Source organism: Paracoccus fontiphilus, assembly GCF_017356265.1.
GTDB classification, from domain to species: domain Bacteria; phylum Pseudomonadota; class Alphaproteobacteria; order Rhodobacterales; family Rhodobacteraceae; genus Paracoccus; species Paracoccus fontiphilus.
In genome coordinates, this window is the sequence record NZ_JAFNAW010000042.1 from 1 (window position 1) to 25,313 (window position 25,313).

Here is a 25,313-nt window from a genome sequence, read left to right on the forward strand (position 1 = left end):
TCACCGCGTCGGGGAAGGGTCACATGGGTCAAATCTCAATGGAAATTATGTGCCTGCCTGGGTCACTTCTAGGTGGAAATCAACAGCCATGGCCTTCGGACCGCGCTTCACCTGCCGGGATGCATCGCCACGACAGGCTGTCCCGCCTCGCGCAACCCGTGGCGCAGCCTTTGCGACCAGATCCGGCGCACGTGCCTTTTGCCGATTGACGCGGCCCGCCGCATCGGCCCTGATCGCACCATGCAGAATGTCACCGTCTCCTCCGGCCGCCCACCGGGCATGATCAGGCGCCTCGCGGACGCCGTATCCGGCGCGGGCCTGGTCCTTGGGGCGCTGTTCATGGCGGCGTCGCTGACGCCCAGCCTGATTCCCCGAGGCGAAGGCGTGCAGGGGGCGCTTGCCGGGGTGTGCTTCGCGGCGGGATATAGGGTGGCGGTGCTGTTGCGCTGGATATGGGTCACGCTGGATCTGCCGCTGATCCGCGGCAGGCTGAGACGCCGCCTGCTGCTGGTCTCGGCCGCGGTCGCGGCGCTGATCGTCGCCTCGTTCCTGTGGCGGGCGACGGACTGGCAGAACTCGATCCGTACCGTCATGGGGATGGAGCCTGCCCCCGCCGAACTGCCGCTGATGATCGGCACCATCGCCCTGGCGGTCGCCACCGTCCTGCTGACCCTCAGCAAGCTGATCGCGCTTTTCCTGCGCCGCCTGATCGGGCGGATCGAGCGCGTGGTGCCGCGCCGCGCCGCGCATCTTCTTGGGCTGATCATCGGCGGAGTGCTGTTGTGGTCGCTGGCCAACGGCGTGCTGTTCAGCGGTTTCATCCGCACCGCCGACACATCGGCCCGCGCCCTTGACGCGGTGGTCCCGCCCGACATCCGGCCGCCCGCCGATCCCCTGCGCACTGGCAGCCCCGCGTCCCTGGTCGCGTGGGAGGATCTGGGCCGCGAGGGGCGCAACTACATCGCCACCACGCCCACCCCCCAGGCCATCGCTGCCGTCGCCGGGGGCCCCGCCCTGCAACCCTTGCGCGCCTATGTCGGCCTGAACGCCGCCGACACGGCGGAGGATCGCGCCGCCCTGGCCGTCGCCGAACTGGACCGGATCGGCGGATTCGACCGCTCGATCCTGGTTGTGGCCATGCCCACCGGCACCGGCTGGCTGGACCCGGCGGCGATGGAAACGCTGGAATACCTTCATCGCGGCGACGTGGCGACGGTGGCGCTGCAGTATTCCTATCTGCCAAGCTGGATCTCGCTGCTGGTCGAGCCGGAATACTCGGCCGAGGCCGGGCGGGCGCTGTTCAGCGCCGTGCGCCGCCACTGGCTGACCCTGCCACCCGCAGCCCGGCCCAAGCTGTACCTGTACGGCCTCAGCCTTGGCGCCTACAGTTCGCAGCAGTCCCTGCGCCTGTCCGAGATGATCGACCAGCCTTTCGCGGGCGCGCTGTGGGTCGGGCCGCCCTTTGTCAGCCCGCTGTGGCAGACCGTGACCCGGGAACGCGACCCCGCCTCGCCCGAATGGCTGCCGCGAATGGAGCGGGCGCAGGCCGTGCGCTTCACGAACGGACAGCAGGGCTTGTCCGCCCAGGATGCCTGGGGCGGAATCCGCATCGTCTATCTGCAATATGCCAGCGATCCTGTCGTGTTCTTCAGCCCCGGATCGCTGCTGCACCCGCCCGGCTGGATGAATGCTCCGCGCGGCCCCGACGTGTCGCCCGAATTGCGATGGTATCCCATCGTCAGCTTCCTGCAACTGGCCTTCGACATGGCGGTTTCGCTGAATGTCCCGATGGGGCACGGCCATCTTTACGCTTATGGGGACCACATCGCGCCCTGGATCGCCGTCACCCAGCCCGAGGGATGGGACCGGCAGGGGCTTGACCGGCTGCGCGCGCATTTCGCGGCGCTGCAGGCGCAGGCAACCGGCGGCTGATGGGTTGAGGGCACGCCCTTCGACCGGGTCGGACCAAAACCTCCAATGCCGGGATCTTCTTTTCCTGATCCGGTGGGGGCAAAGGAACGGCCACCTGCCCGTGGTGGCCGTTCCAGCCTCAGCCGATCTGGAAGCCCTTGAACAGCGGATCGCGGTCGTCGACGAAGATGGTGTTGTGGCCGATGATCCGCGCCCAGGCGCCCAAGCTGGGCCTGATGCCGGTGAAGGAGCCGATGGCCACCTCGGATTCGACGCGGCCGTCGAAGATCGTGCCGATCAGGCTTTCGTTGCGATACCGGCCGCCGACCGCCAGCCGTCCCTTGCCATGCAACTGCGCCATCCGGGCCGATGTGCCCGTGCCGCCGGGAGAGCGGTCAATGGCTTTCTCGCCATAGAAGACGGCACCGCGTCCATCGGCCTCTCCCCTGGGGGCATCGCACCAGATCGCGTGGTGCACGCCCCGGATACGGTCGTCCTCGGGGTGGACGGGGTCGATCACATCCGCCAGGGCCGTCCGCAGCTTCTGGCTGAGGTCGATGATCGCCGAGGGTCCGATGTCGAGGCCCGGCCAGTTGTCCTGCGGCTCGACCACGGCATAGAAGTTGCCGCCATAGGCGATGTCCACGACCAGCCTGCCCGTGCCCGGCACGTCGACCGCCACATCGGCGGCGTGCAGATAGCTGGGCACGTTGAACAGCCGGACCTCGGCCACCTTGTCGCCGTCCATCCGATAGGTGACGTCGACCCGGCCCGCAGGCGTTTCCAGCGACAGGGTGCCGGGCACGCGCGGACTGACGAGGCCTTCCTCGATCAGCACGGTGGACAGGCCGATGGTCCCTGCCCCGCACATAGGCAGGCAGCCGCTGACCTCGATGAAGACCACGGCCACGTCGCAATCGTCGCGCCAGGGCGGATAGAAGATCGCCCCCGACATCACGTCATGGCCGCGCGGCTCGAACATCAGGGCGGTGCGAATCCAGTCATGGTCGCGCACGAAGAGGGCACGGCGCTCTGCCACGGGCAGGTGCGGTAGCAGCGGCCCGCCGCCCGCGACGACGCGGACAGGGTTCCCGCAGGCGTGCGAGTCGATGCAGAAGAAGGTCTTTCTCATGGCGTTCCTTGCTGCGGCCCCTGCCCGTGCAAGGACGGGGCCGTAAGGCGGAGGGGATCGGGGACGACCCCTTCCCTTGGTGTCACCCCTGGTAGATGGGGAAGCGGTGGCAAAGCGCGCTGACCTCGGCGCGGACGGCGGCCTCGACGGCGGCGTCGCCTTCGGGGTTCTGGCCCAGGGCGCGCAGCACCCGCAGGATCATGGCGCCGATCTGGCGGAACTCGGCCTCGCCGAAGCCGCGCGTGGTCCCGGCCGAGCTGCCCAGCCGGATGCCCGAGGTCACGAACGGCTTTTCCGGGTCGAAGGGAATGGCGTTCTTGTTGCAGGTCAGGCCAGCCCGCTCCAGCGCGATCTCGGCCGCCTTGCCGGTCACCCCCAGCGCGCGCAGGTCGCACAGCACCATGTGGCAGTCGGTCCCGCCCGACACGATGCCGACGCCGCCCTGGGCCAGCGTGTCGGCCAGGGCGCGGGCATTGGCGATGACGTTGCGGGCGTAGTCGGTGAAGGCGGGTTCCAGCGCCTCGCCGAAGGCCACGGCCTTGGCGGCGATCACGTGCATCAGCGGGCCGCCCTGGTTGCCCGGGAACACGGCCGAGTTCAGCTTCTTCGCCAGGTCGTCGTCGTTGGTCAGGATCACGCCGCCGCGCGGGCCGCGCAGCGTCTTGTGCGTGGTCGAGGTCACCACATGGGCGTGCGGCACCGGGTTCGGGTACTGCCCCGCCGCAATCAGACCCGCGTAGTGGGCCATGTCCACCATCAGGTAGGCGCCGACCTCATCGGCGATGGCGCGGAAGGCCGCGAAGTCGAGGCTGCGCGGATAGGCCGAGGCACCCGCCACGATCAGCTTCGGACGCTCGGCCAGGGCCTTCTCGCGGACCTTGGCTATGTCGATCAGATGGGTGTCGGGCTCGACCTCGTAGGAGACCACCTTGAACCACTTGCCCGACATGGTCACGGGCGAGCCGTGCGTCAGGTGCCCGCCATGGGCCAGCGACAGGCCCATGATGGTGTCGCCGGGCTGCAGCAGCGCCAGGAACACCGCCTGGTTGGCCTGGGCGCCCGAATGGGGCTGCACGTTCACATGCGCCGCGCCGAACAGTTGCTTCAGCCGCTCGCGGGCGATCTCCTCGACTTCGTCCACGAACTCGCAGCCGCCGTAATAGCGCTTGCCGGGATAGCCCTCGGCATACTTGTTCGTCAGGACCGAGCCTTGGGCGATCAGCACGTCGCGGCTGACGATGTTCTCGGACGCGATCAGTTCGATCTGGTCCTGCTGGCGGGCCAGTTCGCGGCCGATGGCGGCGGCGACGGCGTTGTCCGTCAGCCCGGTGGTGTTGGTGTCGAGCATTCTCATCTCCCTCAAGGGCCAGGCGCCCGGATCGGTTCTACCGCCATGCCGCCCAAGAGCGGCGGTAGCGATGCGTCACAAGACCGGAAGCTTCACGTCACGGAAAAGGTGGCGCCGCAAAGGCGGCGCGCACCGGATCAGACGGCGCGGGGCTTGCGCTCCAGCGCGCCCCGGGTCAGGCGGTCCACCAGGATCGCGACCGCGACGATGGCAAGGCCCGCGCGCAGGCCCAGGCCCATCTCCATCCGGGTCAGGCCGCGCGTCACCTCGGCCCCCAGACCGCCCGCGCCGACCAGGCCTGCCAGCACGACCATGGCCAGCGACAGCAGGATGCACTGGTTCAGGCTAACCAGAAGCGTAGGTTTGGCTGCGGGAAGCTCGATCTTCCACAGGATCGTCGAGGGTTTCGCGCCAATGGCTTGGCCCAGTTCCTTCAGGTCGTTCGGAACCCCGCGAAAGGCCAGCGTGGTCAGGCGCAGCATCGGCGGGATGCCATAGACGATGGTGGCGATGATCGCGGGCACGCGTCCCAGGGAAAAGATCATCACCGCCGGGATCAGGTAGACCCAGGGCGGCACCGTCTGCATCACGTCCAGGATGGGACGCAGCGCGGCTTCCACCCGCCGACGGCGGGCGGCGAGGATGCCCAGCGGAAAGGCGATGGCGACAGCGATGGCCACGGCCACCACGACCAGGGCGATGGTCTGCATGGATGCCTCCCACAGGCCCGCCAGCCAGCAGAAGCCCAGGCAGAAGGCGGCAAGGATCGCCACGCGCAGTCCCGCCGCGAAGAAGGCGGCTGCGACCACTATGGCGATGACGGCGAAGGCAGGCAGCACCAGCAGGGCGGCTTCGATGCCGCCCAGAACGGCCTCGATCACGCGGGTGATCAGGGCGAAGACGCCGTGGAAGTTGGCGTTCAGCCAGTCGATCACGGGGGCAAGGAAGGCGCCGGGATTGAACTCCATCACGATTTCCTCGCTGCGGCCTGGGTCAGGCGGTCCAGAAGCATGGTCAGAACGACAATGGCGATCGAGGCGTTGATCGAGGTCGCGATGTCCAGCGTGCGGATCGCGCCATAGATCGTCTCGCCCAGGCCGCCCGAGCCGACGATGCCGGCGATGACCACCATCCCGAAGGCCATCATCAGGCTCTGGTTGATGCCGGCCATGATGGACGGCACGGCGAAGGGCAGCCGGATCTTGAAGAACATCTGTGCGCGGCTGGCGCCGACCGCCTGGCCCAGTTCCAGGAACTCGTTCGGGGTCTGGCGGATGCCAAGCGCGGTCAGGCGGATCGCGGGCGGCATGGCGACGATCACGGTCGCGACCAGGGCGGTCGCGGGACCAAAGCCCAGCAGCGCGATCGCAGGCAGCAGGTAGATGTAGGGCGGCAGGGTCTGGATCAGGTCAAGGGCCGGAGTCAGGGCACGGTCCAGTCGCGGCATCAGCCCGGCGAGGACACCCAGGGGCAAGCTGATCGCAAGCGCGATCACGCTGGCCGCGATCACCAGCGCCAGGGTCTGCATGGTTTCCGGCCACAGGCCCATGGCGGCGCAGGCGACAAGGGCCACCGCGCCGCCGATCCCGAAGCCCAGGCCAAGGGCACGCCAGCCGATCAGCCCCGCGATGATCGCCATGGCCCAGAAGGGCGGCAGCATCAGCAGCCACAGGATGCCGTCGTAAAGCCCCTCCAGGATGACGCGGATGCCGTCGAAGATGAAGGCGGCGTGGTCCGACAGCCAGAACAGCGCCTCATCGACCACGGTGTCGAAGGTTGTGACAAAGCTTTCCATGGGCTATGCCGCCGCACGGACTTCAGGTTCGCCCCGCACGCCCAGAAGCAGGCTGCGGGTGGTGACGACGCCCACGATGCCGCCGCCGTCGGCGATGGCGATGGCGTCGCTGCCGGTGCCGGTGATCTTGCCGATCAGCATGTCGATGTCGGCCTCGGGCGAGCAATGGGGCAGGCCGTCCAGCGACAGGCCCGGCGACTGGCGGCGCCATTGGTCGACCGGCACCATCACCGAATGCGCCTTGACCAGGTGCAGGCGGGAAATGCCCGCGACGAAATCCGCGACATATTGGTCGGCGGGGTTCATCACGATCTGCTCGGCGGTGCCTTCCTGGATGATCACGCCGTCCTTCATGATGGCGATGCGGTCGCCGATGCGGATCGCCTCGTCCAGGTCGTGGGTGATGAAGACAGCCGACTTGCCCAGATCCTTGGTCAGCTGCCGGAACTCGTCCTGCAACTGGCGGCGGATCAGCGGGTCAAGGGCGCTGAAAGGTTCGTCCATCAGGATGATCTCGGGGTCCGAGGTCAGCGCCCGGGCCAGGCCCACGCGCTGCTGCATCCCGCCGGACAGTTCGCGCGGAAAGCGGCTTTTCCAGTCGGACAGGCCGACCTTGGCAAGCGCGGCCTCGGCGGCGCGGTTGCGCTCGTCGCGGGGCACGCCCTGGACCTCAAGCCCGAAGGCGGCGTTTTCAAGGACGGTGCGCTGCGGCAGAAGGGCGACGGACTGGAACACCATGCCGATGTGGCGGGCGCGGGTTTCGCGCAGGGTGGCGGCGTCCATGGTGGCAATGTCGCGGCCCTTGACCAGGACCTTGCCGAGGCTCGGTTCGATCAGCCGGTTCAGCAGCCGGATCAGGGTGGACTTGCCGGACCCCGACAATCCCATGATGCAGAAGATCTCTCCCCGAAGGACCTGAAGCGTTGCATCAGATACGCCGACGACGCAGTTGTATTCCTTCAGGATTTCCCGCTTGGTCAAGCCGCGTTCCGCGATAGACCGGATCGCCTCGGCGCTGCGTTCGCCGAAGACCTTCCAGACCGACTGGCAGTCGATCAGAACCTCGTTGCTTTCCATATCCACCCTGTTGTTCTTGTTGGCCAGAAGGCGGGCGGCCACCTGGGCCGCCCGGTCGTGCTCAGTAGGACTTGATGTTGCTCCAGCGTTCGACCAAGTCGGCGTGGGCGGCGATCCAGTCGGCGATCGCCTCGTCCATGGTCTTGCCGTCGTTCACGGCCGCGTTGATCGCGGTGATGTCGGCCAAGGGCACGTAGACGCTGGCGATGGCTTCGCGGGCCTCGGGGTTCTCGGCCGAGAAGCCGTCCTGACCGATCCAGTAATAGCTCTGCGGGGGCGGGAAGACGCCCTTGGGATCGGCCAGGTACTTGATGTCGAACTTCTGCGCCATCCAGGACGGTTCCCAGATGGTGACGGCGATCCATTCCTGGCGGTCGGTCGCGGCCTTCAGCGCGGCGGTCATGGCGGCGGTGCTGCCTTCGACCAGTTGCAGGTCCAGGCCGTATTCGGACACGGCATTCGCGGCATCGCGCATCAGGCCCGATCCCGGTTCGATGCCCACGATCTTGCCGCCGAACTTGTCGGCGTTCTCGTTCAGCTGCTCCAGCGAATCGACGGGCACGTATTTCGGCACCGCGATGCCCTGGTACAGCCCGTGCGACACGGGCGAGATCTTCTCCAGCCGGTTCTTGTTGCGCTGCCAGTAATCATGGGCGACATAGTCCGTCTGCGAGGCCAGGATCTGCACGTCGCCCTTGGCCAGCGCGGCATAGGCGATGCCCCATTCGGAAAACTCGGTCACCTCGACGGTGAAGCCCTTGTCCTCCAGCACCTTCTTGGTGATGCCGGTGATGGGCGTCAGGTCTTCCCAGGACAGGGTGCCCATCTGGATCACCTTGTCGTCCTGCGCCATCGCCGGGGCGGCAAGCCCCAGGGCGACGGCCCCGGCCATGATCGCGTTGAAGATCGTGCGCATGGATATCCTCTCTGTTTGTCCAATCGTCGGCCCGCGGCGATCCGGCGCCGCGCGAGAGGCGCGCGGCGGACGGGGCCCGGCCCGTGTGCTGGTTTCTGGTGATCGGGGTCGTCCTCGGGTTCCCCGACCGGGATTCCCCGTCCCGGCTGTCACCGGTTATCCGTCATGGGTCGCCGCTGGGGCAAACGAGAATATCCTGCGGCGCTGCATTAGAAATTCTAGCGCAACGCCCTAGAGCTTCAGCGAGGCCAGCATGTGATCGACAAAGCCCGCCACGCTGGGCCGCTTCAGCGATTTCTGGCGGCAGTTCAGGAAATTGCCGCGTCCGATGGTCAGTTGCCCCGGATGCGCCAGGACCAGCCTGCCCTCGCGGATGGGGGCGCGGACCATGTGCTGCCAGCCCAGCATCACGCCCTCGCCCGCCAGGGTCGCGGCCATCAGCAGGTTCACCTTGTTCGTGGACAGGCTGGAGGGTGCCCCGGTCCATGTCGCGCCCTGCGCTTGGAACCATTCCTTCCAGCCTAGGGGATGCCAGCCGATGGCCTCGGCGGACCAATGGCGGTCGTGCAGGTGCAGCAGGTTCACGCGATTCAGGCTGTCAGGCTCGGCAAAGGGGCCATGAGCTTCCAGGAAAGCCGGGGTGCAGACGGGTTGCGCCACCTCGGGGAACAGGAAATGCAGTTCCTCGCCCACCTCGCAGCGTTCGTTGCCGCAGAGGATCGACAGGTCCACTTCGGAATAGTTGCGCAGGGTGTCGTCGGCGTCGGATGCCAGCACCACGAAGCCGATCTCGGGGTGGTTGTCGCGGAAGCTGTCGATCAGCGGCTTCAACCAGAAGCTTGCCATGGCATCGGTGGCCGAGACGGTGATCGTTTCCGGCCCTTCCTCTCCGGCGATCACCGACACGGCGGCGCTGATCGTGTCCAGGCCGTCGCTGACGGCGGCGTAAAGGCTGATCCCTTCCGGCGTCAGTTCCAGCGCGTTGTGCTTGCGCAGGAACAGGTCCACCCCCAGCGCGCGTTCCAGCAGCCGCACCTGTTGGCTGATCGCGCCCTGCGTGACGTTCAACTCGCGCGCCGCCAGCGTGAAGCTGAGATGCTTTGCCGCCACCTCGAATGTCGCGAAGGACCCGAGCGAGGGCAGGTAGCGGCGCTTGATCGGCGGCATGGCGGCGGGATCCCCTTGTTGACGGGGGATCACTCTAGCCGGGCTTGCCATTCTTTCCAACGCATATAGGCATTGGCGCCGATGGTGTCGAAGGGATGGGGCGGCAGGCGCACGGGTTCCGCCTCGGCGGTGAAGAAGGCGGTGATGTCGCTTTGCCGCCCCGTCGCCAGTTCGGCGGCGCCGATGCCGGTCAGCGTGCCCCGCGCGGTGCCAAGCCCGTTCTGGACGCAGGCGGCGTAAAGCCCCGGTTCCAGTTGCCGCATGACCGACACGTTGTTGCGCGCCAGGCACAGGTGGCCCGACCAGGAATATTCGAAACGCACGCCCTTGAGCATCGGAAAGCGGTCGTCGAACTTTTTCCGCATCGCCCGCACGGTGCGCGCCAGATCGCCCGCGCTGGTCTGCATGTCGGGCCGGTAGTATCCGCCCTGCCGGATCACGATGCGGTTGCCGCCCTGCGCCGGGCCGATGCGGCGCACGGTGGTGCCCATCGGGTCGGCGGGCGTCGCGCCCCAGCATTCATGCCCGCCAAGCGCGCGGAGGGCATCCGGGGACAACTCCTCGGTCATGCAGGCGTTCAGCATTACATGCATCAGCCGCCCGCGCTTGAAGCCGAAGCTTTCCAGATGGCCGTTGTTGGCCATGATGACTTTGGGCGCGCGGATCTCGCCCCGCTCGGTCGTCAGGCTCCAGCCGTTGCCGCTTTCGATGCGCGTGACGGGCGAGTTCTCGTAGATCCGCACGCCGTCCTGTTCCAGCCCGGCGGCGAAGCCCTGCACATACCCCGCCGGTTGCAGCATCGCCGTGCCGGGGGTGTAAAGCCCGCCCTTGTAGTAGCTGCTGCCCGTGATCTCTCGCATCGCCTGCGCGTCCAGCATCTCGTGCGGCTCGTTCAACTCGCGCAGGTGGGCGGCATAGTGGATGTTGCCCTCGATGCCGGGTTTCGATGCGGCGGCGTTGATCTTGCCGGTCCGTTGGAAATAGCCCTCGGGAATGGCATAGTCCTCGACCGCCTGTCCGGCGAAGTCGATGGCCTTGCGGTTCAGATTGGTCAACTGCCGGTCGTGGCTGTCCCCTGCCCCGGCATAGTCGCCCGAGGTCAGTTCGTGCGGCAGGTCGATCATGAAGCCCGAATTGCGCCCGGTGCCGCCTTCCGAGATCCGCGCCGCGTCCAGGATGGCGATATCCAGGCCGGGGTCGATCTGCTTCAGCCGCCGGGCGGCGGACAGGCCCGCGAACCCGCCGCCGATGATGGCGATGTCGCAGCCCGCCTGCCCTTCCAGCCGCGCGCGGGGCGCGACCGGCGGCAGGATCACGCTCCACCCGGCGGGGCCGTTGAAGACGGGGGTGCGGCTGGCGTCGTGCCGGGCCATCAGTCCACGCCCGCGTCCGAGTTGTCCGTCAGGTCCAGCCAGATGGTCTTCAGCTGGGTGTACTGGTCATGGGCGTGGATGGAATTGTCCCGTCCGCCGAAGCCCGACTGCTTGTAGCCGCCGAAGGGGGTGGTGATGTCGCCCTCGCCGAAGCTGTTGACCGTCACCGTCCCCGCCCGCAGCATCCGCGCGCCGCGCAGCGCCCGCTTGCCGTTGGCGGTGAAGATCGAGGCCGCCAGCCCGTATTCGGTGTCGTTGGCGACCGCGATGGCTTCCTCGAAGCTGCCGACCTGGATGACGGTCAGGATCGGGCCGAAGATCTCCTCGACCGCCAGCCTGGAATCGCGCGCGGTCTGGACGATGGTCGGCTCGATGAAGCCTTCCTTGACGATGTTGCCGCCCAGCAGGATCTTTTCGCTCTGCGCCGCTTCCAGGTAGCCGGAGACCTTGCCGAAATGCGCGGGGCTGACCAGGGCGCCGACGCGGACCTGAGGGTCCAGCGGGTCGCCCACGATCCATTCGCGGGCGTGCGCCTCGACCCGTTCCATCAGCCTGTCCTGGATGTCGCGGTGCACGATCAGGCGCGAGCCGGCGGAACAGTTCTGCCCCATGTTCCAGAAGGCGCCGTTGACGACATGGGCGGCGACGGCATCCAGATCCTCGGCGTCGTCCAGGACGATACAGGGGTTCTTGCCGCCCAGTTCCAGCACGACCTCCTTGAGGTTGCTGTCGGCGGAATAATGCAGGAAGCGGCGGCCCGTGACGGTCGATCCGGTGAAGCTGACCATGTCCACGTCCGGGTGGCGGCCCAGCGGCTCGCCCACATCCGCGCCCGATCCGGTGACGACGTTCAGCACCCCGCGCGGCAGCCCGGCCTCGGCCGCCAGTTCCGCGACGCGCAGCGCCGTCAGCGAGGTTTCGGCGGCTGGCTTCACGACCACCGAGCAACCGGCGGCCAGGGCAGGCCCGATCTTCCAGGCCAGCATCAGCAGCGGAAAGTTCCAGGGCAGCACCAGGCCCACGACGCCCACCGGTTCCCGCACGATCATGGCGATGTGGTTGTCGGACGCGGGCGCCACCTGGTCATAGATCTTGTCGATCAGTTCGGCGTGCCACTTGATGACGTGGATCGTTTCCGGCACGTCCACGGTCTCGCAGTCATAGATGGTCTTGCCCGCGTCGATGCTTTCCAGCACCGCCAGTTCGCGCGCGTTCCGTTCCATCAGCTTGGCAAGCTTGATCAGCACGTCCTTGCGCTCGGCCGGATGGAGGCGCGACCAGCGGCCGTCCTCGAAGGCTTCGCGGGCCTTCTCGACGGCCAGATCCACGTCGGCGGCATTGCAGGCGGCGACCTCGGTCAGCGCCTCGCCCGTGGCGGGGTTCGTGGTGGTGAAGGTCTTGCCGCTGATCGCCGGGCGGAAGCCGCCGTCGATGAAGGCGTTCTGCGGCAGCACCAGCGACGCGGCGATGGACTTGTATTCCTCGGTGGTCAGAAGATCGCTCATCTCAGTTGCCTTCCGTGATCGCCTTGACGGTGGTTTTCAGCGTGCGGATCACCTGTTCCAGCGCGCGCTTCTCATCCTTGTTCAGCCCCTTCAGCGGCGGGCGCATCGGCCCGGCGCGCAGGCCGGTGACCTCGACCCCGTGCTTGACGCACTGGATGAACTTGCCGCCCTGTTCCAGGACCCGCATCAAGGGCAGCATCGCCGACATGATCCGGCGGCCCTTGTCGAAGTTCCCCTCGACCGCGCAGGCCTGATACAAGGCGATGTGTTCTTCCGGCAGCAAGTTCGATCCCGCGCAGATCCAGCTTCGCGCGCCCCAGGCAAAGAACTCCAGCGCCTGGTCATCCATGCCGCAGGACATCTGGATATGCGGATAGTCGCGCGCCAGCAGATGCACCCGGTTGATGTCGCCCGAGCTTTCCTTGATGCCGATGACGTTCTTGGACCGGCCGACGCGATCCAGGAAGGTGGTGCCCATCTCGACCGACATGCGGCCGGGATAGTTGTAAAGGATGATCGGCAGGCCGCAGGCGCGGTCGATGGCCAGCGCGTTCAGGGCGTTTTCCTGTTCGGTGGGCACCGAATAGGGCGGCGTGCCCAGCAGGATCGCGTCCGCGCCCATGTCGCGCGCGCCTTCGGCCAGGGCGATGCTGTCGGGCGTGCGCATGGCCCCGGTGCCGACGATCACCGGCAGGCGGCCGTTCGTGCGTTCGGTGATGAAGCGCGCGAGTTCCAGCCGTTCCTCGACCGTCTCGGCATAGTTCTCGCCCGTGGAGCCGCCCGAGATGAGGCCATGGACGCCCGCGTCGATCAGGCGTTCGATCAGCTCGGCAAGCGCGTCGAGGTCGAATGACCCGTCCGCATGGAATGGCGTGATCAGCGGGGTATAGATGCCTTCCAGCACCATCCGGGGGGTCATTGGGCGCGGCCTCCTGTCCAGCAAGCGGTGACGGCTACAGCTACGCCCGGCATGGCAAGTCCCGCAAAGGAGAATATTGTCGGGCAGCGCATTAGGAAAACGAGGGGTGCCTGCTGCCAAGCCGCTTTTCCAAGGCCGTTGCGACCGAACGACCCCGCGCCGGCAGCATCCAAGGACCCACACGGATCTGTTTGCGCACGCGTTCGTCGGATCGGCGGTGCGGCAGGCGGGCCAGGATGCGCAAGACCGGTCCTTGCCCCGAGCGTGTCCTGCGTGTGCCCCGTTGCCTCGGTTGCCTTGGGAAGGGGAATGCCGCGAACGACGGCAATCCGGCTGCGGACGTCGTCCTTGGTGGCGGACGGGCGGCGCCGGTGCGGGACACGCCGATCCCTTGCCGCCAAGACAACGCATCACCCGGGACGGCGGGCAAGCATTTGATCCGCATCAAACACAATGTCGCGCAAAGAACTATGATGCCACGTATCATACGTTAAGAAATGCTTTGGTGGCGCCAGTATGTTACTGTTAATCCTGTTGTAAACGGTGGACCGCCAAGGCGGACGGAACAGGGAGAGGGGATCATGAATGACCATCCCATCGGTTCGGAAGAACAGGTTCGTGCCGAACTCAACCACGTTCTTCGCGCCCCCAGCTTCCAGGCGACGGACCGCAACCATCGCTTTCTGGCATACGTCGTCGAGGAGACGCTGGCCGGACGGGGCGAGCGGATCAAGGCCTACAGCATCGCCACGGACGTGTTCGGGCGCGACGACAGCTTCGACCCGCTCCAGGACCCCATCGTCCGCATCGAGGCAGGCCGGCTTCGCCGCGCGCTGGAACACCACTATCTTGCCGCGGGCAGCCTGACCGGCATCCGCATCACCATCCCCAAGGGCACCTACATTCCTGCCTTCGAAGCGCCGGAACCGGCCCCTTCCGTGCCGGCGTCGGCGCCCCTGGACCTTCACATGAAGGCCCCGCATGTCATGGTTCGCGCCTTCGAACAGCACTGCTGGGCCGCGGACTGGCCCGACCTGGGGCGGACCCTGACGCTGCAGGTCATCTCGGCGCTCACCAGGTTCACCGAGCTTTTCGTGTATGGCTTCGGGACCAGCATGGCGCTGTCCGAGGCCCACAGCGCCCCGAGGGTCGAGATCGACTATGAACTGACCGGCAACCTGACGATCACCAGAACCTCGATCCGGGCCGAGTTCCTTCTTCAAAATGTCCGGGAAGGACGCTTCTTCTGGTCGCACAGCATCGAACGGGTCATCGGCCAGTCGCTCGATCCCAGCGAACTCGTGGCGGTCTGCGGCGCAATCGCCGGGGAAGTGGCGTCGATCATCGCGCAACGCGACGGGATCATGGACGGGCAGGCCAGGGAAATGGCCGGCGAGATGCCCACGCAGTTCGCGGCCTATCACAAGCTCATCGAGTTCCAGGACTACTGGCGCACCGTCGACCTGGGGCGCTTCGAGCCGCTGCGCCAGGATCTGGAAAGGGTCATCGCCGAGGACCCGCGATTTGCGGGGGCACATGCCTGCCTGTCGCTGCTCTACAGCGATGCGGTGCGATACGGGCTCGACTGCGGACCCGAGCATCCCCGGCCGATCGAGCGCGCCCTTCTGCTGGCCCGGCGCGCCGTCCAGCTTGCCCCGATGTCCGGGCGGGCCCGTCATGCCCTCGGCGTGGCCGAGTGGTTCTCGGGCCAGCCGGGCAAGGCCCTTGAAACCCTCAGGGTTGCCTGCGAACTCAACCCCAACGACAGCGAACTCAACGCCGAATTCGGTTTCCGCTGTGCGATGCGCATGGAATGGGACGTCGGGGTCCCGCTTCTGATTTCGTCCTTCCAGCGCAATCCGCAGCAAAGCGTCCAATACCACATCGGGCTTTTTCTGTATCGTTTCGCGATGGGAGACTACGAACAGGCGCAGCAGGAGGCCATGGCGGCGATCGCCCCCGCCGACGTCCATCCCCATCCTCACATCGCCTGTGCCGCCGCGCTGATCCGGCTTGGACGGCACGGGGAAGCGTCAGCCCATCTCGCAAGGGCCGAGGCGATCGCGCCCGGCATCCTCGACAGGCTGCACGACGACCTCAGCGCCCGCCAGATCCATCCCGACCTCGTGGCCAAGCTGGTCCTGACCCTGGACCCCTCGCGCAACGGCGTGGCGGTGCTGCGGCAACGGGGGGCATCCCAGCGCCACTAACAGTAACTTACCCGCCAGCATTAGACTGTCGGGCTTGCAGGCCTAAGCTGGCGGAGAAGACCGTTTCGGAGAGAGACTCATGGAAGTCGTGGAAGAAGCCGGTGCCCTGCACCCCGCCGGCACGGCGCATCTGCCCTTCTTCATCACCCCGCCCGGACAGACCGACTGGCTTCTGATCGCGATGATGCTGCTTCTGGTCGGCGCGGTCATCGGCATCGGCGTCTTCTACCTGAAGCTGCACGCCTTGCCCGAGCACATGGCCCACCGGGGGCAGAAGCTGCAGTACGAACTTGTGGCCGTCCTCGGGCTGCTGGCGCTGTTCACGCACAACCACATCTTCTGGATCGTCGGCCTGCTTCTGGCAATAATCCCGATCCCGGACTTCATCACCCCCATCACCTCGATGGCGCATTCGCTGGGCCGGATGGCCGACAGGGTGGACGGACCCGTGGCGGACCCGTCTCCGCCCACCCCGACCGTCCCCGTCCCCGTCGCCGCCGAGCGGGGGTCCGGACATGCTTGAACTTCTTCTGTGCTCCAGCATCACGATCCTGCCGGATTTCCTTTACCGGCGCTATGTCCAGGGCAAGCGCGTCGGCAGGGAAATCAACCTGTTCTCGGTCTGGTACGAACTTCGCTGGGGCATCACGCTCTGTCTGATCCTGACGGTCAGCCTGATCACGACGATCTTCTACTTCCATCCCTCGACGCACGCCGCCATCTCGGTCTTCCGCACCGTCACGATCCTTCCCGAGACGAACGGCCGGGGCGAAGCGGTCCTGTTCATTGAACGGCGTGACCGGAAAGGACAGCAGGCCCGTGCGGATGATCTCGCGCAGGTGGTCGGGGGCGATCATGGCGGTGTCCTTCATTGCAGATCCTCGGGCAAAAGCGCTTGGGGGAAGTTCTGGTAGGCGACGGGGCGCAAGAAGCGGCGGATCGACAGCGTGCCGACCGAGGTCGCGCCGAAGTTCGTGGAGGCCGGGTAAGGCCCGCCATGGACCATGCTGTCCACCACCTCGACGCCCGTGGGAAAGCCGTTGACCAGCACCCGGCCCGCTTTGCGCTCCAGCACCGGGCGCAGCGTTTGCGCGTCGGCCAGATCGGCGTCGTCCATATGGATCGTGGCGGTCAACTGGCCCTCAAACCCCTTGGCCAGCCGCAGCATGTCGTCCACATCGCGGACGCGGACCACCAGGCCCAGCGGACCGAAGACCTCCTCGCCCAGGGCGTGGTCCTGGAGGTAGGCTTCGGCGGTGGTTTCATACAGGTTCGGGCTGGCCTGGCGGTCGCGGCTGTCGGTGGACAGGACCGGGGTGACGGAGTTGCGCGTCTCGAACCGTTCGCGGCCTTCGCGATAGGCCCGCGCGATGCCGTCGGTAAGCATGGTCTGCGGGGCCACGCCCTCCAGTCCCGCCTTGGCGGCGGCGACGAAGCGGTCGGCATCGGCGCCGTCGACGACGACCGCGATGCCGGGATTGGTGCAGAACTGGCCCGCGCCCATGGCCAGGCTAGCGGCCCAGCCCTTGCCCAGATCTTCGGCCCGCGCCTTCACGGCGTGCGGCAGCAGGAACATCGGGTTGACGCTGCCCAGTTCGCCGAAGAACGGGATCGGCTCGGGGCGCTGCGCGCAGAGGTCGAACAGCGCGCGCCCCCCGGCCAGCGACCCGGTGAAGCCCACGGCCTTGATCAGCGGGTGTTGCACCAGAGCGGTGCCCACCTCGCGGCGCCCGCCCTGGATCAGGCTGAACACGCCGGGATGTACGCCGGTCTTTTTAATGGCGGCATGGACCGCCTCGGCCACGATCTCGCCGGTGCCGGGATGGGCGCTGTGCCCCTTGACCACCACCGGGCAGCCAGCGGCCAAGGCGGCGGCGGTGTCGCCGCCCGCGGTCGAGAAGGCCAGCGGGAAGTTCGAGGCGCCGAACACCGCGACCGGGCCGATGGGCCGCTGCACCATGCGGATCTCGGGGCGCGCGGCGGGCTGGCGGTCGGGCATCGCCGCGTCATGGCGGCGGTCCAGATGGTCGCCCTTGCGAATATGCTCGGCAAACAACCGCAACTGACCGGTGGTGCGGCCGCGCTCGCCGTTCAGCCGCGCTGGGGGCAGGCCGGTCTCGGCGGTGCCGATGGCGGTGATCGCCTCGGCGCGGGCCTCGATCTCGTCTGCGATGGCGTCCAGGAAGGCGGCGCGGGTTTCGCGCGAGGCCTGGCCATAGGACCAGAATGCCTCCTCGGCCGCCTCGCAGGCGCGGTTCACCAGTTCGACCGTGCCCATGCTGAACTCGTGGACCGGGCCAGTGGCGGGCTCATTGGGGAAGCGGGTCTCGGTGCCGACCCAGAAGCCTGCGATCAGGTGCTTGCCGTGGGGGGTGAAGGTCATCGGAAGTCCTTTCGTCGTCGTGGCGCGGACCGGATGCCCCGGCCCACCGGGAGGGTCAGCGGCCGGTGCGGGCACGCCATTCCTCGTATTTCTTCTGGTTCTCGTCCTTGGTGCAGGGGTAAAGCCCGATGATCGCCGCGCCGCCCTGGACCTGTTCCAGTACGAAATCCTCGAAGCTTTCCATGCCGGTGCATTCGTCCGCGATCTCGTCGGCCAGATGGGCGGGGATCACCATCACGCCGTCCTTGTCGCCCACCATGATGTCGCCGGGAAACACCGGCGCATCCCCGCAGGAGATCGGCACGTCGATGTCCAGCGCCTCGTGCAGCGTCAGGTTCGTGGGCGCCGAGGACTTGGCGAAGTACGCGGGCATGTCCAGCTTGCCGATGCCTTCGGCGTCGCGCATGCCCGCATCGGTCACGACCCCCGCCGCGCCCCGCAGCGCCAGCCGCGTGATCAGGATGGAACCGGCCGTCGCGGCGCGGGCGTCCTTGCGCCCGTCCATGACCAGGACATGGCCCGGCGGGCAGGTCTCGATCGCCACGCGCTGCGGATGGTCGGCGTTGCGGAAGACGGTGATCGGGTTGCGATCCTCGCGCGCGGGAATGTAGCGCAGCGTGAAGGCGGGGCCGACCATGTTCTCGTCCTTGGGGGCGACGGGGACGACGCCCTGAATGAACTGGTTGCGCAGGCCGCGTTTATACAGCGCCGTGGCAATGGACGCGGTGGAAACCTTTTTCAGCTTGGCGCGAGTTTCGTCGGACAGGGTCATGATGGCTCCTCAGAAGATGTCGGGCTCGCCCGCCGCGCGGCCGAAGTCGGTTTGCAGGAAATCGAAGTCGCAGCCCTGGTCGGCCTGCGTCACGTGCTGCAGGAACATCCAGCCATAGCCGCGTTCGAACCGGGGCCGTGGCGGCGTCCAGGCGGCGCGGCGGCGCTCCAGCTCGGCCTCGTCCACCAGCATGTCCAGCCGCCGGTTCGGCAGGTCCAGTCGCACGGTATCGCCGTTCCGCAACAACGCCAGCGGCCCGCCGACATAGCTTTCGGGCGCGACATGCAGGATGCAGGCGCCGTAGGAGGTCCCGGACATGCGCGCGTCCGAAATCCGCAGCATGTCGCGGTGGCCCTGCTTGATCAGCGCCTTGGGGATCGGCAGCATCCCCCATTCGGGAAAGCCCGGCCCGCCCTGCGGACCCGCGTTGCGCAGGACCATGACGTGATCGGGCGTCACCTCCAGGTTTTCGTCATCCACGGCGGCCTTCATCTCGGGGTAGCTGTCGAAGACAAGGGCCGGGCCTTCGTGGACATGAAAGCGCGGGTCGCAGGCGGCGGGCTTGATCACCGCGCCGTCGGGGCACAAGTTGCCCTTCAGCACCGCCAGCGATCCTTCGTGATAGACCGGGTTCGACAACGGGCGGATGACATCGTCGTTATAGACGACCGCGCCCTCCAGGTTCTGGCCTAGGGTCTTGCCCGTGACGGTCAGCGCGTCGCAGTCCAGCCGGTCGGTGATCTGCGTCATCAACGCCCGCAGCCCGCCCGCGTAATAGAAATCCTCCATCAGGTAGTCCTTGCCCGAGGGGCGGACATTGGCGATCAGCGGCGTGGTGCGGCCAAGCGCGTCCAGGTCGTCCAGCGACAGGGCGATGCCCGCGCGCCGCGCCATGGCAATCAGGTGGACGACCGCGTTGGTGGAACAGCCGGTGGCCATGGCCACGATGGCGGCATTCCGGACCGCGCCTTGGGTGACGATCTTGTCGGGGGTCAGATCCTCCCACACCATCTCGACCGCGCGGCGGCCGCAATCGGCGCCCATGCGCTGGTGGTTGGCGTCCACGGCAGGGATGGACGACGCGCCCGGCAGCGTGATGCCCATGGCGTCGGCGATCGCGGTCATGGTGGACGCGGTGCCCATGGTCATGCAGACCCCGGCAGACCGCGCGATGCCCCCTTGCAGCCCGATCCATTCCTGGTCGGTGATGTTGCCCGCGCGGCGTTCGTCCCAGTATTTCCAAGCGTCCGACCCCGACCCCAGGATGCGCCCGGCATAGTTGCCGCGCAGCATCGGCCCGGCGGGCAGGTAGATCATCGGGATGCCCGCGCTGATCGCGCCCATCACCAGCCCCGGCGTGGTCTTGTCGCAGCCGCCCATCAGCACCACGCCGTCCAACGGGTGGGACCGGATCATCTCCTCGGTCTCCATCGCCAGCATGTTGCGATACAGCATCGAGGTGGGCTTGGTGAAGCTTTCGTCGACCGACAGCGACGGCATCTCGACCGGAAGGCCGCCGCCCTGAAGAACGCCGCGCGCCACGTCCTTAGCGCGTTCGCGGAAATGGGAATGGCAGGTGTTCAGTTCGGACCAGGTGTTCAGGATGCCGATGACCGGCTTGCCGTGGAAATCCGCCTCGCCATAGCCAAGCTGCATCATACGCGACCGATGCCCGAAGCTGCGCAGGTCATCGGGTGCGAACCATCGGGCCGACCGAAGATCGGCGGCTGTTTTCCTGATCGACATGATCTCTCCTCCGTGTCGGGCACCGCCCAACTGTTCATACTAATATTTCATTTCACGCGGTATATCAATCCCTTTATGATCGTGGATGCAGGCCGTATCTGACCTGCACGATGGAAGGAGAGCGGCATGGCAATCTCGATCGCGGCCAGCCTTGGATTGATGGAAACGCTTGCACCGGGTGCCGGAGGAACGGTTCAGCGCGTGTATGAAAGCCTGCGCAAGCGGATCATCACGCTGGACCTGCCGCCCGACACGACGCTGACCCGCACCGAGTTGACCGAGCATTACGGCGTCAGCCAGACGCCGATTCGCGAGGCCTTGCAGCTTTTGCGGCAGGAGGGGCTGGTCATGGTCTTTCCGCAGTCGAAGACCGTGGTGACCCGCATCGACGTGCCGCAGACCTACGAGGCGCATTTCCTGCGCGTCGCCCTGGAAACCGAGGTGTGCCGCAGGCTGGCCACGGAGGGCAACGAGGGCGTGCTGACCCGCGCCGCCTCGATCATCCGGATGCAGGAGGCGGTCGCCGACGATCCCAGCCAGATCGCCGTGTTCCAGGAACTGGACGAACTGTTCCACCAGACTTTGTTCGCGGGCCTGGGCCGGACGGGCCTGCACCAGTTGGTCCGCGAACGGTCCGGTCATCTGGAACGTATCCGCCGCCTGCATCTGCCGGAAAAGGGCAAGGTGCTAAACATCCTGGCCGGCCATCGGGCCATCGTCGCGGGCATCGGCAGCGGCGATCCCCAACAGGCCATGGCCGCCATCCGCGACCATCTGAGCCAGACCGTCGCCAAGGTGGAAGATCTGCGCCGGGAATTTCCGCAATACTTCGCGTGAGGATCCGCGACCCGCATCGCAGGTTCGGGTCCTGCGCCTGTCAAGGCCTGGCATCCGGCAAGCACATCCTTGCGATGCCGTTCCAAACCGCCAGGCCGCCCTGCTCCGAACGGCAAGCCACCAGTCAAGCCGCCCGTCAGGCGCGCGGCCTTGGGCATCGCGGCGGGGCCGCTGGCGCCTGGCGGCGCGACCTGGACCCGGTTGTGCCGGTTGGCCCGATGCCGGCCTGCCCCTCGTCGAAGGGCTCCTTGATCCGGCCAGCGGGCCGGCAGGGTTGTTCCGATCAGCCGGACGCGGGCACGACGGCAGCTTTGGCTGGCCTTCACCACGAGCAGTCCTTCGCCCTGTGTCCGGCTGCCTTACAGATCCTTGCAGAAGGCCTCGTAGAGCGCAGCCATGAGCACCTCCAGATCGGGGTCGCCGATGCGGTAGAAGATGGTCTGGCTTTCGCGGCGGGTGTCCACCATCCCGGCCTCGCGCAGTTTCGCCAGATGCTGGCTCAGCGCCGACTGGCTGAGGCCCACCGCCTGCTGCAGCGCGCTGACCGAGCGTTCGCCCTTGGTCAGTTCGCACAGGATCAGCAGGCGCTTGGCATTGGCGACAAGCGCCAGCCGCCCGGCCACGTGATCGGCGCGGTCCTGCAGGGCATGGGTCGCCCTGTCCGAAACCATTATATTAGAATTGACTGATTTAGACATGGTTAATATGTAGGCTGGAACGGCGGCTGGGGCAAGCTGCTTAGACGAAGGAGAACACCAATGGAGACCGGGATCGAGACCGCCTTCACGCCCTGGGCCTCGCTGGGGGGCGGCGTTCTGATCGGGCTGAGCGCTGTGATGGTAATGGCGCTGTTCGGCCGCATCGCCGGGATCGCCGGCATTGCGCAGGGGGCGATGGCGCTGCCCGGCGCGGCAAAGGACCGCGACTGGCGGTGGGCCTTCCTGGCCGGGCTGATCGTCGCGCCGCTGGCGGTGATGGCCCTCGGCGGGGCGGTGGCGCAGGCGGTGCCGGACAACCTCGGCGGCATGGCCCTGGCGGGGCTGCTGGTGGGCACGGGCACGGCGCTCGGCTCGGGCTGCACATCGGGGCACGGGGTCTGCGGGCTGGCGCGGCTGTCGGGCCGGTCGCTGGCGGCGGTCGCGACCTTCATGGCGGCGGGCTTTGCCACGGTCTTCGTGCTGCGCCACATCTTGGGAGGTGCGTGATGCGGGCGCTGTGGGGCTTGCTGTCGGGGCTGGTCTTCGGGTTGGGGCTGGTGATCTCGGGCATGGCCGACCCGGCCAAGGTGCTGAACTTCCTGGACCTGGCCGGAACCTGGGACCCCAGCCTGGCCTTCGTGATGGGCGGGGCCACGCTGACCGCCTTCATCGGTTACCGTCTGGTCTGGCGGCGCAAGGCGCCGGTCCTGGACCAGAGCTTCGACATTCCCCGGAGCCGCACCATCGACCGGCCCCTGCTTGTCGGGGCGGCGCTGTTCGGCATCGGCTGGGGGATCGGCGGCTTCTGCCCCGGCCCGGCCTTCACCGCCCTGCCCCTGATGGCGCCGGGCACGCTGGTCTTTCTGCCCGCGATGCTGGCAGGCCTGTGGCTGGGCGCCCGGATCAAGGCAGGCGGTTCTCTGCAAGATCGCGGCAAGATACGCCGTAGCGCAGCAAGTTGAGATGACGGCGCGCAGGATGAAATGAGCACCTTGAGCGACACGGTCATGGCTCATGCCCGCAGCGTCGGTTTTCAGGCCCGGCATGGCCTTCCCGCCCAACGGCCCGGGATCGCGACGCAATCCGCCCGGACAGACGGGCGCGAGGGGCTGGCTGACGTCCGCGCCTGCTGCCTTGCCCGGTCTTGCAACGCAAGGTGGTATCTGCCATGCGCCGGGGCGACAGCGGCCATACCGTGTTGCATTCGGATCGCCCGGTCCCTAGTCGACGCTTCGAAGGCGGTGGAACTGAAAGGCCATCCATGCTCGCCAACCCGGCAACTGCGCTTGAACTTGACCATGTGTCGCGCCATTTCGATGGCCGGGCCGTCCTGTCGGACATCTCGCTTTCGATCCCGGCCGGCAAGATCACCTGCCTTCTCGGGCAGTCGGGCTGCGGCAAGTCCACGCTGCTGAGGATCATTTCCGGCGTGGACCGCCCTGATCCGGGCGGCCGCGTCCTTGTGGGCGGAACCGAGGTTGCCGGCCCCGGCCGCTTTGTCGAGCCCGAGGACCGCCGGATCGGGTTCATGTTCCAGGACTATGCCTTGTTCCCGCATCTCAGCGTCGCCGACAACCTTGCCTTCGGCTTGCGCCATCTGTCCCGGCCCGAGCGCCGCGAGCGGGTCGCCAAAGTGGTCGAGCGGATCGGCCTTGGCCATCTGCTGGACCGCTATCCCCATTCCCTGTCGGGCGGCGAACAGCAGCGCGTGGCCCTGGCCCGGGCACTCGCCCCCCGGCCCTCCATCCTGCTGATGGACGAGCCCTTCTCGAACCTTGACCAGGGGCTGCGGGAACGGGTGCGCCGGGAAACGGTCGACATCCTGCGCGAGACCGGCACCACCGCGATCATGGTCACCCATGACCCCCAGGAGGCGCTTGCCGTCGGCGACATGATCGTGCTGATGCGAGCCGGGCGGATCGAACAGGTCGGCACGCCGTTCGAGATCTATGACCGGCCCTGCTCGGCCTACGCGGCCGAGTTCATGGGCCCCTGCAACCGCCTGACGGGCCTCTGGTCCCAGGGACGGATCGAGACGCCCATCGGCGCCTTCCGGGCCGATCTGGACATGCCGGACGGGGCATTGGCCCTTGCCTGCATCCGCCCCCAGGCGCTGTCCATCGGTCCCGACGGCCAAGGCATTTCCGCCCGCGTCATGGCCAAGACCTTTACCGGGGAAAGCGAACAGATCGACATCATGGTCCATCCCCTGGCCCAGACCCTGCGGATGCATTCCCATGTGCGCATTCCGATGGGCATCGGCGACAAGGTCAGCCTGCAGCTGAACGGCGCACAGGTCCATGTCTTCCCCGAGGAACCCGGTACCGACGATCCCCTGGATCAAAGTTGACGAAAATCATAGATTATCCTGCCCGGCCTGATGTATGACGCTTTGGAAACGTTCAGGTCACGGAAGGTCACATGAAAGCCGCACAGCTCGTTCTTCGCTCCACCCTGGCATCGGCAGCGATCCTTGCCGCAACGGGCATCGCCCATGCCCAGGAGGTGAACCTTTACACATCCCGCGAGCCGGGCCTTGTCGAACCCCTGCTGGAGGCCTTCACCAAGTCCACCGGCGTCAAGGTGAACACCGTCTTTCTCAAGGACGGGCTGGCAGAGCGCGTGGCCTCCGAGGGGGAAAGCTCGCCCGCCGACCTGCTGATGGCCGTCGACATGGGCAACCTGGCCGATCTGGTGGACAAGGGGCTGACCCAGCCCGTCGAATCCCAGGTCCTGACCGCCGCCATTCCGGAAAACCTGCGCGATCCCGGCAACCAGTGGTTCGGCCTGTCGATGCGCGCCCGCGTGGTCTATGCGGCAAAGGACCTCGAAATCGACCAGATCACCTATGAAAGCCTGGCCGATCCGGAATGGAAGGGCCGCATCTGCATCCGGTCCGGGCAGCATCCCTACAACACCGCGCTGTTCTCGGCCTTCATGTCCCATCACGACGCGGCGCAGACGGAAGAATGGTTGACGGGCCTCAAGGCCAATCTGGCGCGGCAGGCCGGCGGCGGCGACCGCGACGGGGCCAAGGACATCCTGGGCGGCATCTGCGACATCGCGGTGGCGAATTCCTATTATGTCGGCCTGATGCGCTCGGGCGCCGGCGGCGACGAGCAGCGTGCCTGGGGTGACGCGATCAAGGTCATCCTGCCCACCTTCGAGGATGGCGGCACGCATGTGAACATCAGCGGCGCGGCCGTCGCCAGGCACGCCCCGAACCGCGACCAGGCGGTGCAACTGCTGGAATACCTGGTGTCCGACGAGGCCCAGAAAATCTATGCCGAGGCGAACTACGAATATCCGGTCAGTTCCGGTGCCGCGGTCGATCCGATCATCGCGTCCTTCGGCGAACTGCAGGTCGATCCGACGCCGCTGACCCAGATCGTGACGAACCGGAAGGAGGCCAGCGCCTTGGTCGATCGTGTTGGCTTCGACAACTGAGACGGGCGGCGGGGCGCCCCCCCGCCGTCTCCTGTCCGCCATCGGTTTGCCATCCCCTGCACCGATCCTGCGCCTGC

Annotated in this window: 23 protein-coding genes; 9 read left to right on the forward strand and 14 right to left on the reverse strand. The window is 67.0% G+C overall.

Features of this window, described 5'->3' with window-relative positions; genetic code table 11:
• Window positions 1–279: 279 nt before the first annotated feature.
• Window positions 280–1,932 (forward strand): alpha/beta hydrolase, encoded by a 1,653-nt coding sequence (locus J0F76_RS13860; RefSeq protein ID WP_207470315.1) that lies wholly within the window; start codon window positions 280–282, stop codon window positions 1,930–1,932.
• Window positions 1,933–2,050: 118 nt separating this feature from the next.
• Here J0F76_RS13860 and J0F76_RS13865 read toward each other — a convergent pair whose 3' ends face one another.
• From J0F76_RS13865 to J0F76_RS13910, 10 genes are all read right to left on the reverse strand, one after another.
• Entirely contained in the window at window positions 2,051–3,043 is a 993-nt protein-coding gene (locus J0F76_RS13865; RefSeq protein ID WP_207470316.1) for a 4-hydroxyproline epimerase, read from the reverse strand.
• An 82-nt stretch (window positions 3,044–3,125) separates the two neighbouring features.
• Entirely contained in the window at window positions 3,126–4,391 is a 1,266-nt protein-coding gene (gene glyA, locus J0F76_RS13870; protein ID WP_207470317.1) for a serine hydroxymethyltransferase, read from the reverse strand.
• A gap of 137 nt (window positions 4,392–4,528) precedes the next feature.
• Window positions 4,529–5,359 (reverse strand): ABC transporter permease, encoded by an 831-nt coding sequence (locus J0F76_RS13875; RefSeq protein WP_207470318.1) that lies wholly within the window; start codon window positions 5,357–5,359, stop codon window positions 4,529–4,531.
• Window positions 5,359–6,186: an ABC transporter permease gene (locus J0F76_RS13880; RefSeq protein ID WP_207470319.1), complete on the reverse strand. Its 828-nt coding sequence runs from the start codon at window positions 6,184–6,186 to the stop codon at window positions 5,359–5,361. Before J0F76_RS13880 ends, J0F76_RS13875 begins: the two co-directional genes overlap by 1 nt.
• Before the next feature lie 3 nt (window positions 6,187–6,189).
• Window positions 6,190–7,263 carry a quaternary amine ABC transporter ATP-binding protein gene (locus tag J0F76_RS13885; protein ID WP_207470356.1) on the reverse strand — a complete coding sequence of 358 codons (1,074 nt, stop codon included), beginning with the start codon at window positions 7,261–7,263 and terminating at the stop codon, window positions 6,190–6,192.
• Between the two features lie 61 nt (window positions 7,264–7,324).
• On the reverse strand, window positions 7,325–8,179 hold the full coding sequence (locus J0F76_RS13890; RefSeq protein ID WP_207470321.1) for a glycine betaine ABC transporter substrate-binding protein: 855 nt from the start codon (window positions 8,177–8,179) through the stop codon (window positions 7,325–7,327).
• Between the two features lie 231 nt (window positions 8,180–8,410).
• On the reverse strand, window positions 8,411–9,346 hold the full coding sequence (locus tag J0F76_RS13895; RefSeq protein WP_207470323.1) for a LysR substrate-binding domain-containing protein: 936 nt from the start codon (window positions 9,344–9,346) through the stop codon (window positions 8,411–8,413).
• A gap of 29 nt (window positions 9,347–9,375) precedes the next feature.
• On the reverse strand, window positions 9,376–10,719 hold the full coding sequence (locus J0F76_RS13900; RefSeq protein WP_207470325.1) for an NAD(P)/FAD-dependent oxidoreductase: 1,344 nt from the start codon (window positions 10,717–10,719) through the stop codon (window positions 9,376–9,378).
• Complete coding sequence (locus J0F76_RS13905; RefSeq protein ID WP_207470327.1) at window positions 10,719–12,224, reverse strand: aldehyde dehydrogenase; 1,506 nt, start codon at window positions 12,222–12,224, stop codon at window positions 10,719–10,721. Before J0F76_RS13905 ends, J0F76_RS13900 begins: the two co-directional genes overlap by 1 nt.
• 1 nt (window position 12,225) lies before the next feature.
• Window positions 12,226–13,143, reverse strand: coding sequence for a dihydrodipicolinate synthase family protein (locus J0F76_RS13910; RefSeq protein WP_377707440.1), 918 nt, complete (start codon window positions 13,141–13,143; stop codon window positions 12,226–12,228).
• 581 nt (window positions 13,144–13,724) lie between these two features.
• Between J0F76_RS13910 and J0F76_RS13915 the strand changes: the two genes are divergently transcribed.
• The 3 genes from J0F76_RS13915 to J0F76_RS21255 all read left to right on the forward strand — a co-directional run bounded on the left by J0F76_RS13915 (window position 13,725) and on the right by J0F76_RS21255 (window position 16,267).
• The gene (locus tag J0F76_RS13915; protein WP_207470328.1) at window positions 13,725–15,353 is read left to right on the forward strand and encodes a hypothetical protein; all 1,629 of its coding nucleotides are present in this window, start codon (window positions 13,725–13,727) and stop codon (window positions 15,351–15,353) included.
• Window positions 15,354–15,432: 79 nt separating this feature from the next.
• On the forward strand, window positions 15,433–15,876 hold the full coding sequence (locus tag J0F76_RS13920) for a hypothetical protein (RefSeq protein ID WP_207470329.1): 444 nt from the start codon (window positions 15,433–15,435) through the stop codon (window positions 15,874–15,876).
• The gene (locus J0F76_RS21255; protein ID WP_207470330.1) at window positions 15,869–16,267 is read left to right on the forward strand and encodes a hypothetical protein; all 399 of its coding nucleotides are present in this window, start codon (window positions 15,869–15,871) and stop codon (window positions 16,265–16,267) included. Before J0F76_RS13920 ends, J0F76_RS21255 begins: the two co-directional genes overlap by 8 nt.
• Here the strand turns inward: J0F76_RS21255 and J0F76_RS13930 are convergent.
• Genes J0F76_RS13930 through araD form a run of 3 tightly spaced genes read right to left on the reverse strand, consistent with a single transcriptional unit; the run spans window position 16,222 to window position 20,254 of the window.
• Window positions 16,222–17,736, reverse strand: a complete 1,515-nt coding sequence (locus tag J0F76_RS13930) for an aldehyde dehydrogenase (NADP(+)) (protein WP_207470331.1) — start codon at window positions 17,734–17,736, stop codon at window positions 16,222–16,224. The genes J0F76_RS21255 and J0F76_RS13930 overlap by 46 nt on opposite strands.
• 55 nt (window positions 17,737–17,791) lie before the next feature.
• A complete protein-coding gene (locus J0F76_RS13935; protein WP_207470332.1) occupies window positions 17,792–18,508 on the reverse strand; it encodes a ribonuclease activity regulator RraA in 717 nt (238 codons plus the stop codon).
• 9 nt (window positions 18,509–18,517) lie between these two features.
• A complete protein-coding gene (gene araD / locus J0F76_RS13940; protein WP_207470334.1) occupies window positions 18,518–20,254 on the reverse strand; it encodes an L-arabinonate dehydratase in 1,737 nt (578 codons plus the stop codon).
• A 126-nt stretch (window positions 20,255–20,380) separates the two neighbouring features.
• On the opposite strand from araD, the gene J0F76_RS13945 reads away from it, so the two are divergent.
• A complete protein-coding gene (locus J0F76_RS13945; protein WP_207470336.1) occupies window positions 20,381–21,091 on the forward strand; it encodes a GntR family transcriptional regulator in 711 nt (236 codons plus the stop codon).
• Window positions 21,092–21,450: 359 nt separating this feature from the next.
• On the opposite strand, the gene J0F76_RS13950 is transcribed toward J0F76_RS13945, so the two are convergent.
• Window positions 21,451–21,762, reverse strand: a complete 312-nt coding sequence (locus tag J0F76_RS13950) for an ArsR/SmtB family transcription factor (protein WP_207470339.1) — start codon at window positions 21,760–21,762, stop codon at window positions 21,451–21,453.
• Between the two features lie 87 nt (window positions 21,763–21,849).
• Between J0F76_RS13950 and J0F76_RS13955 the strand changes: the two genes are divergently transcribed.
• The 4 genes from J0F76_RS13955 to J0F76_RS13970 all read left to right on the forward strand — a co-directional run bounded on the left by J0F76_RS13955 (window position 21,850) and on the right by J0F76_RS13970 (window position 25,236).
• The gene (locus J0F76_RS13955) at window positions 21,850–22,296 is read left to right on the forward strand and encodes a YeeE/YedE family protein (RefSeq protein ID WP_207470341.1); all 447 of its coding nucleotides are present in this window, start codon (window positions 21,850–21,852) and stop codon (window positions 22,294–22,296) included.
• Complete coding sequence (locus tag J0F76_RS13960; protein ID WP_207470343.1) at window positions 22,296–22,751, forward strand: DUF6691 family protein; 456 nt, start codon at window positions 22,296–22,298, stop codon at window positions 22,749–22,751. The genes J0F76_RS13955 and J0F76_RS13960 overlap by 1 nt, the downstream gene beginning before the upstream one ends.
• Before the next feature lie 299 nt (window positions 22,752–23,050).
• Window positions 23,051–24,139, forward strand: coding sequence for an ABC transporter ATP-binding protein (locus J0F76_RS13965; protein WP_207470345.1), 1,089 nt, complete (start codon window positions 23,051–23,053; stop codon window positions 24,137–24,139).
• Window positions 24,140–24,210: 71 nt separating this feature from the next.
• Entirely contained in the window at window positions 24,211–25,236 is a 1,026-nt protein-coding gene (locus tag J0F76_RS13970) for a Fe(3+) ABC transporter substrate-binding protein (RefSeq protein ID WP_207470347.1), read from the forward strand.
• Window positions 25,237–25,313: the final 77 nt, after the last annotated feature.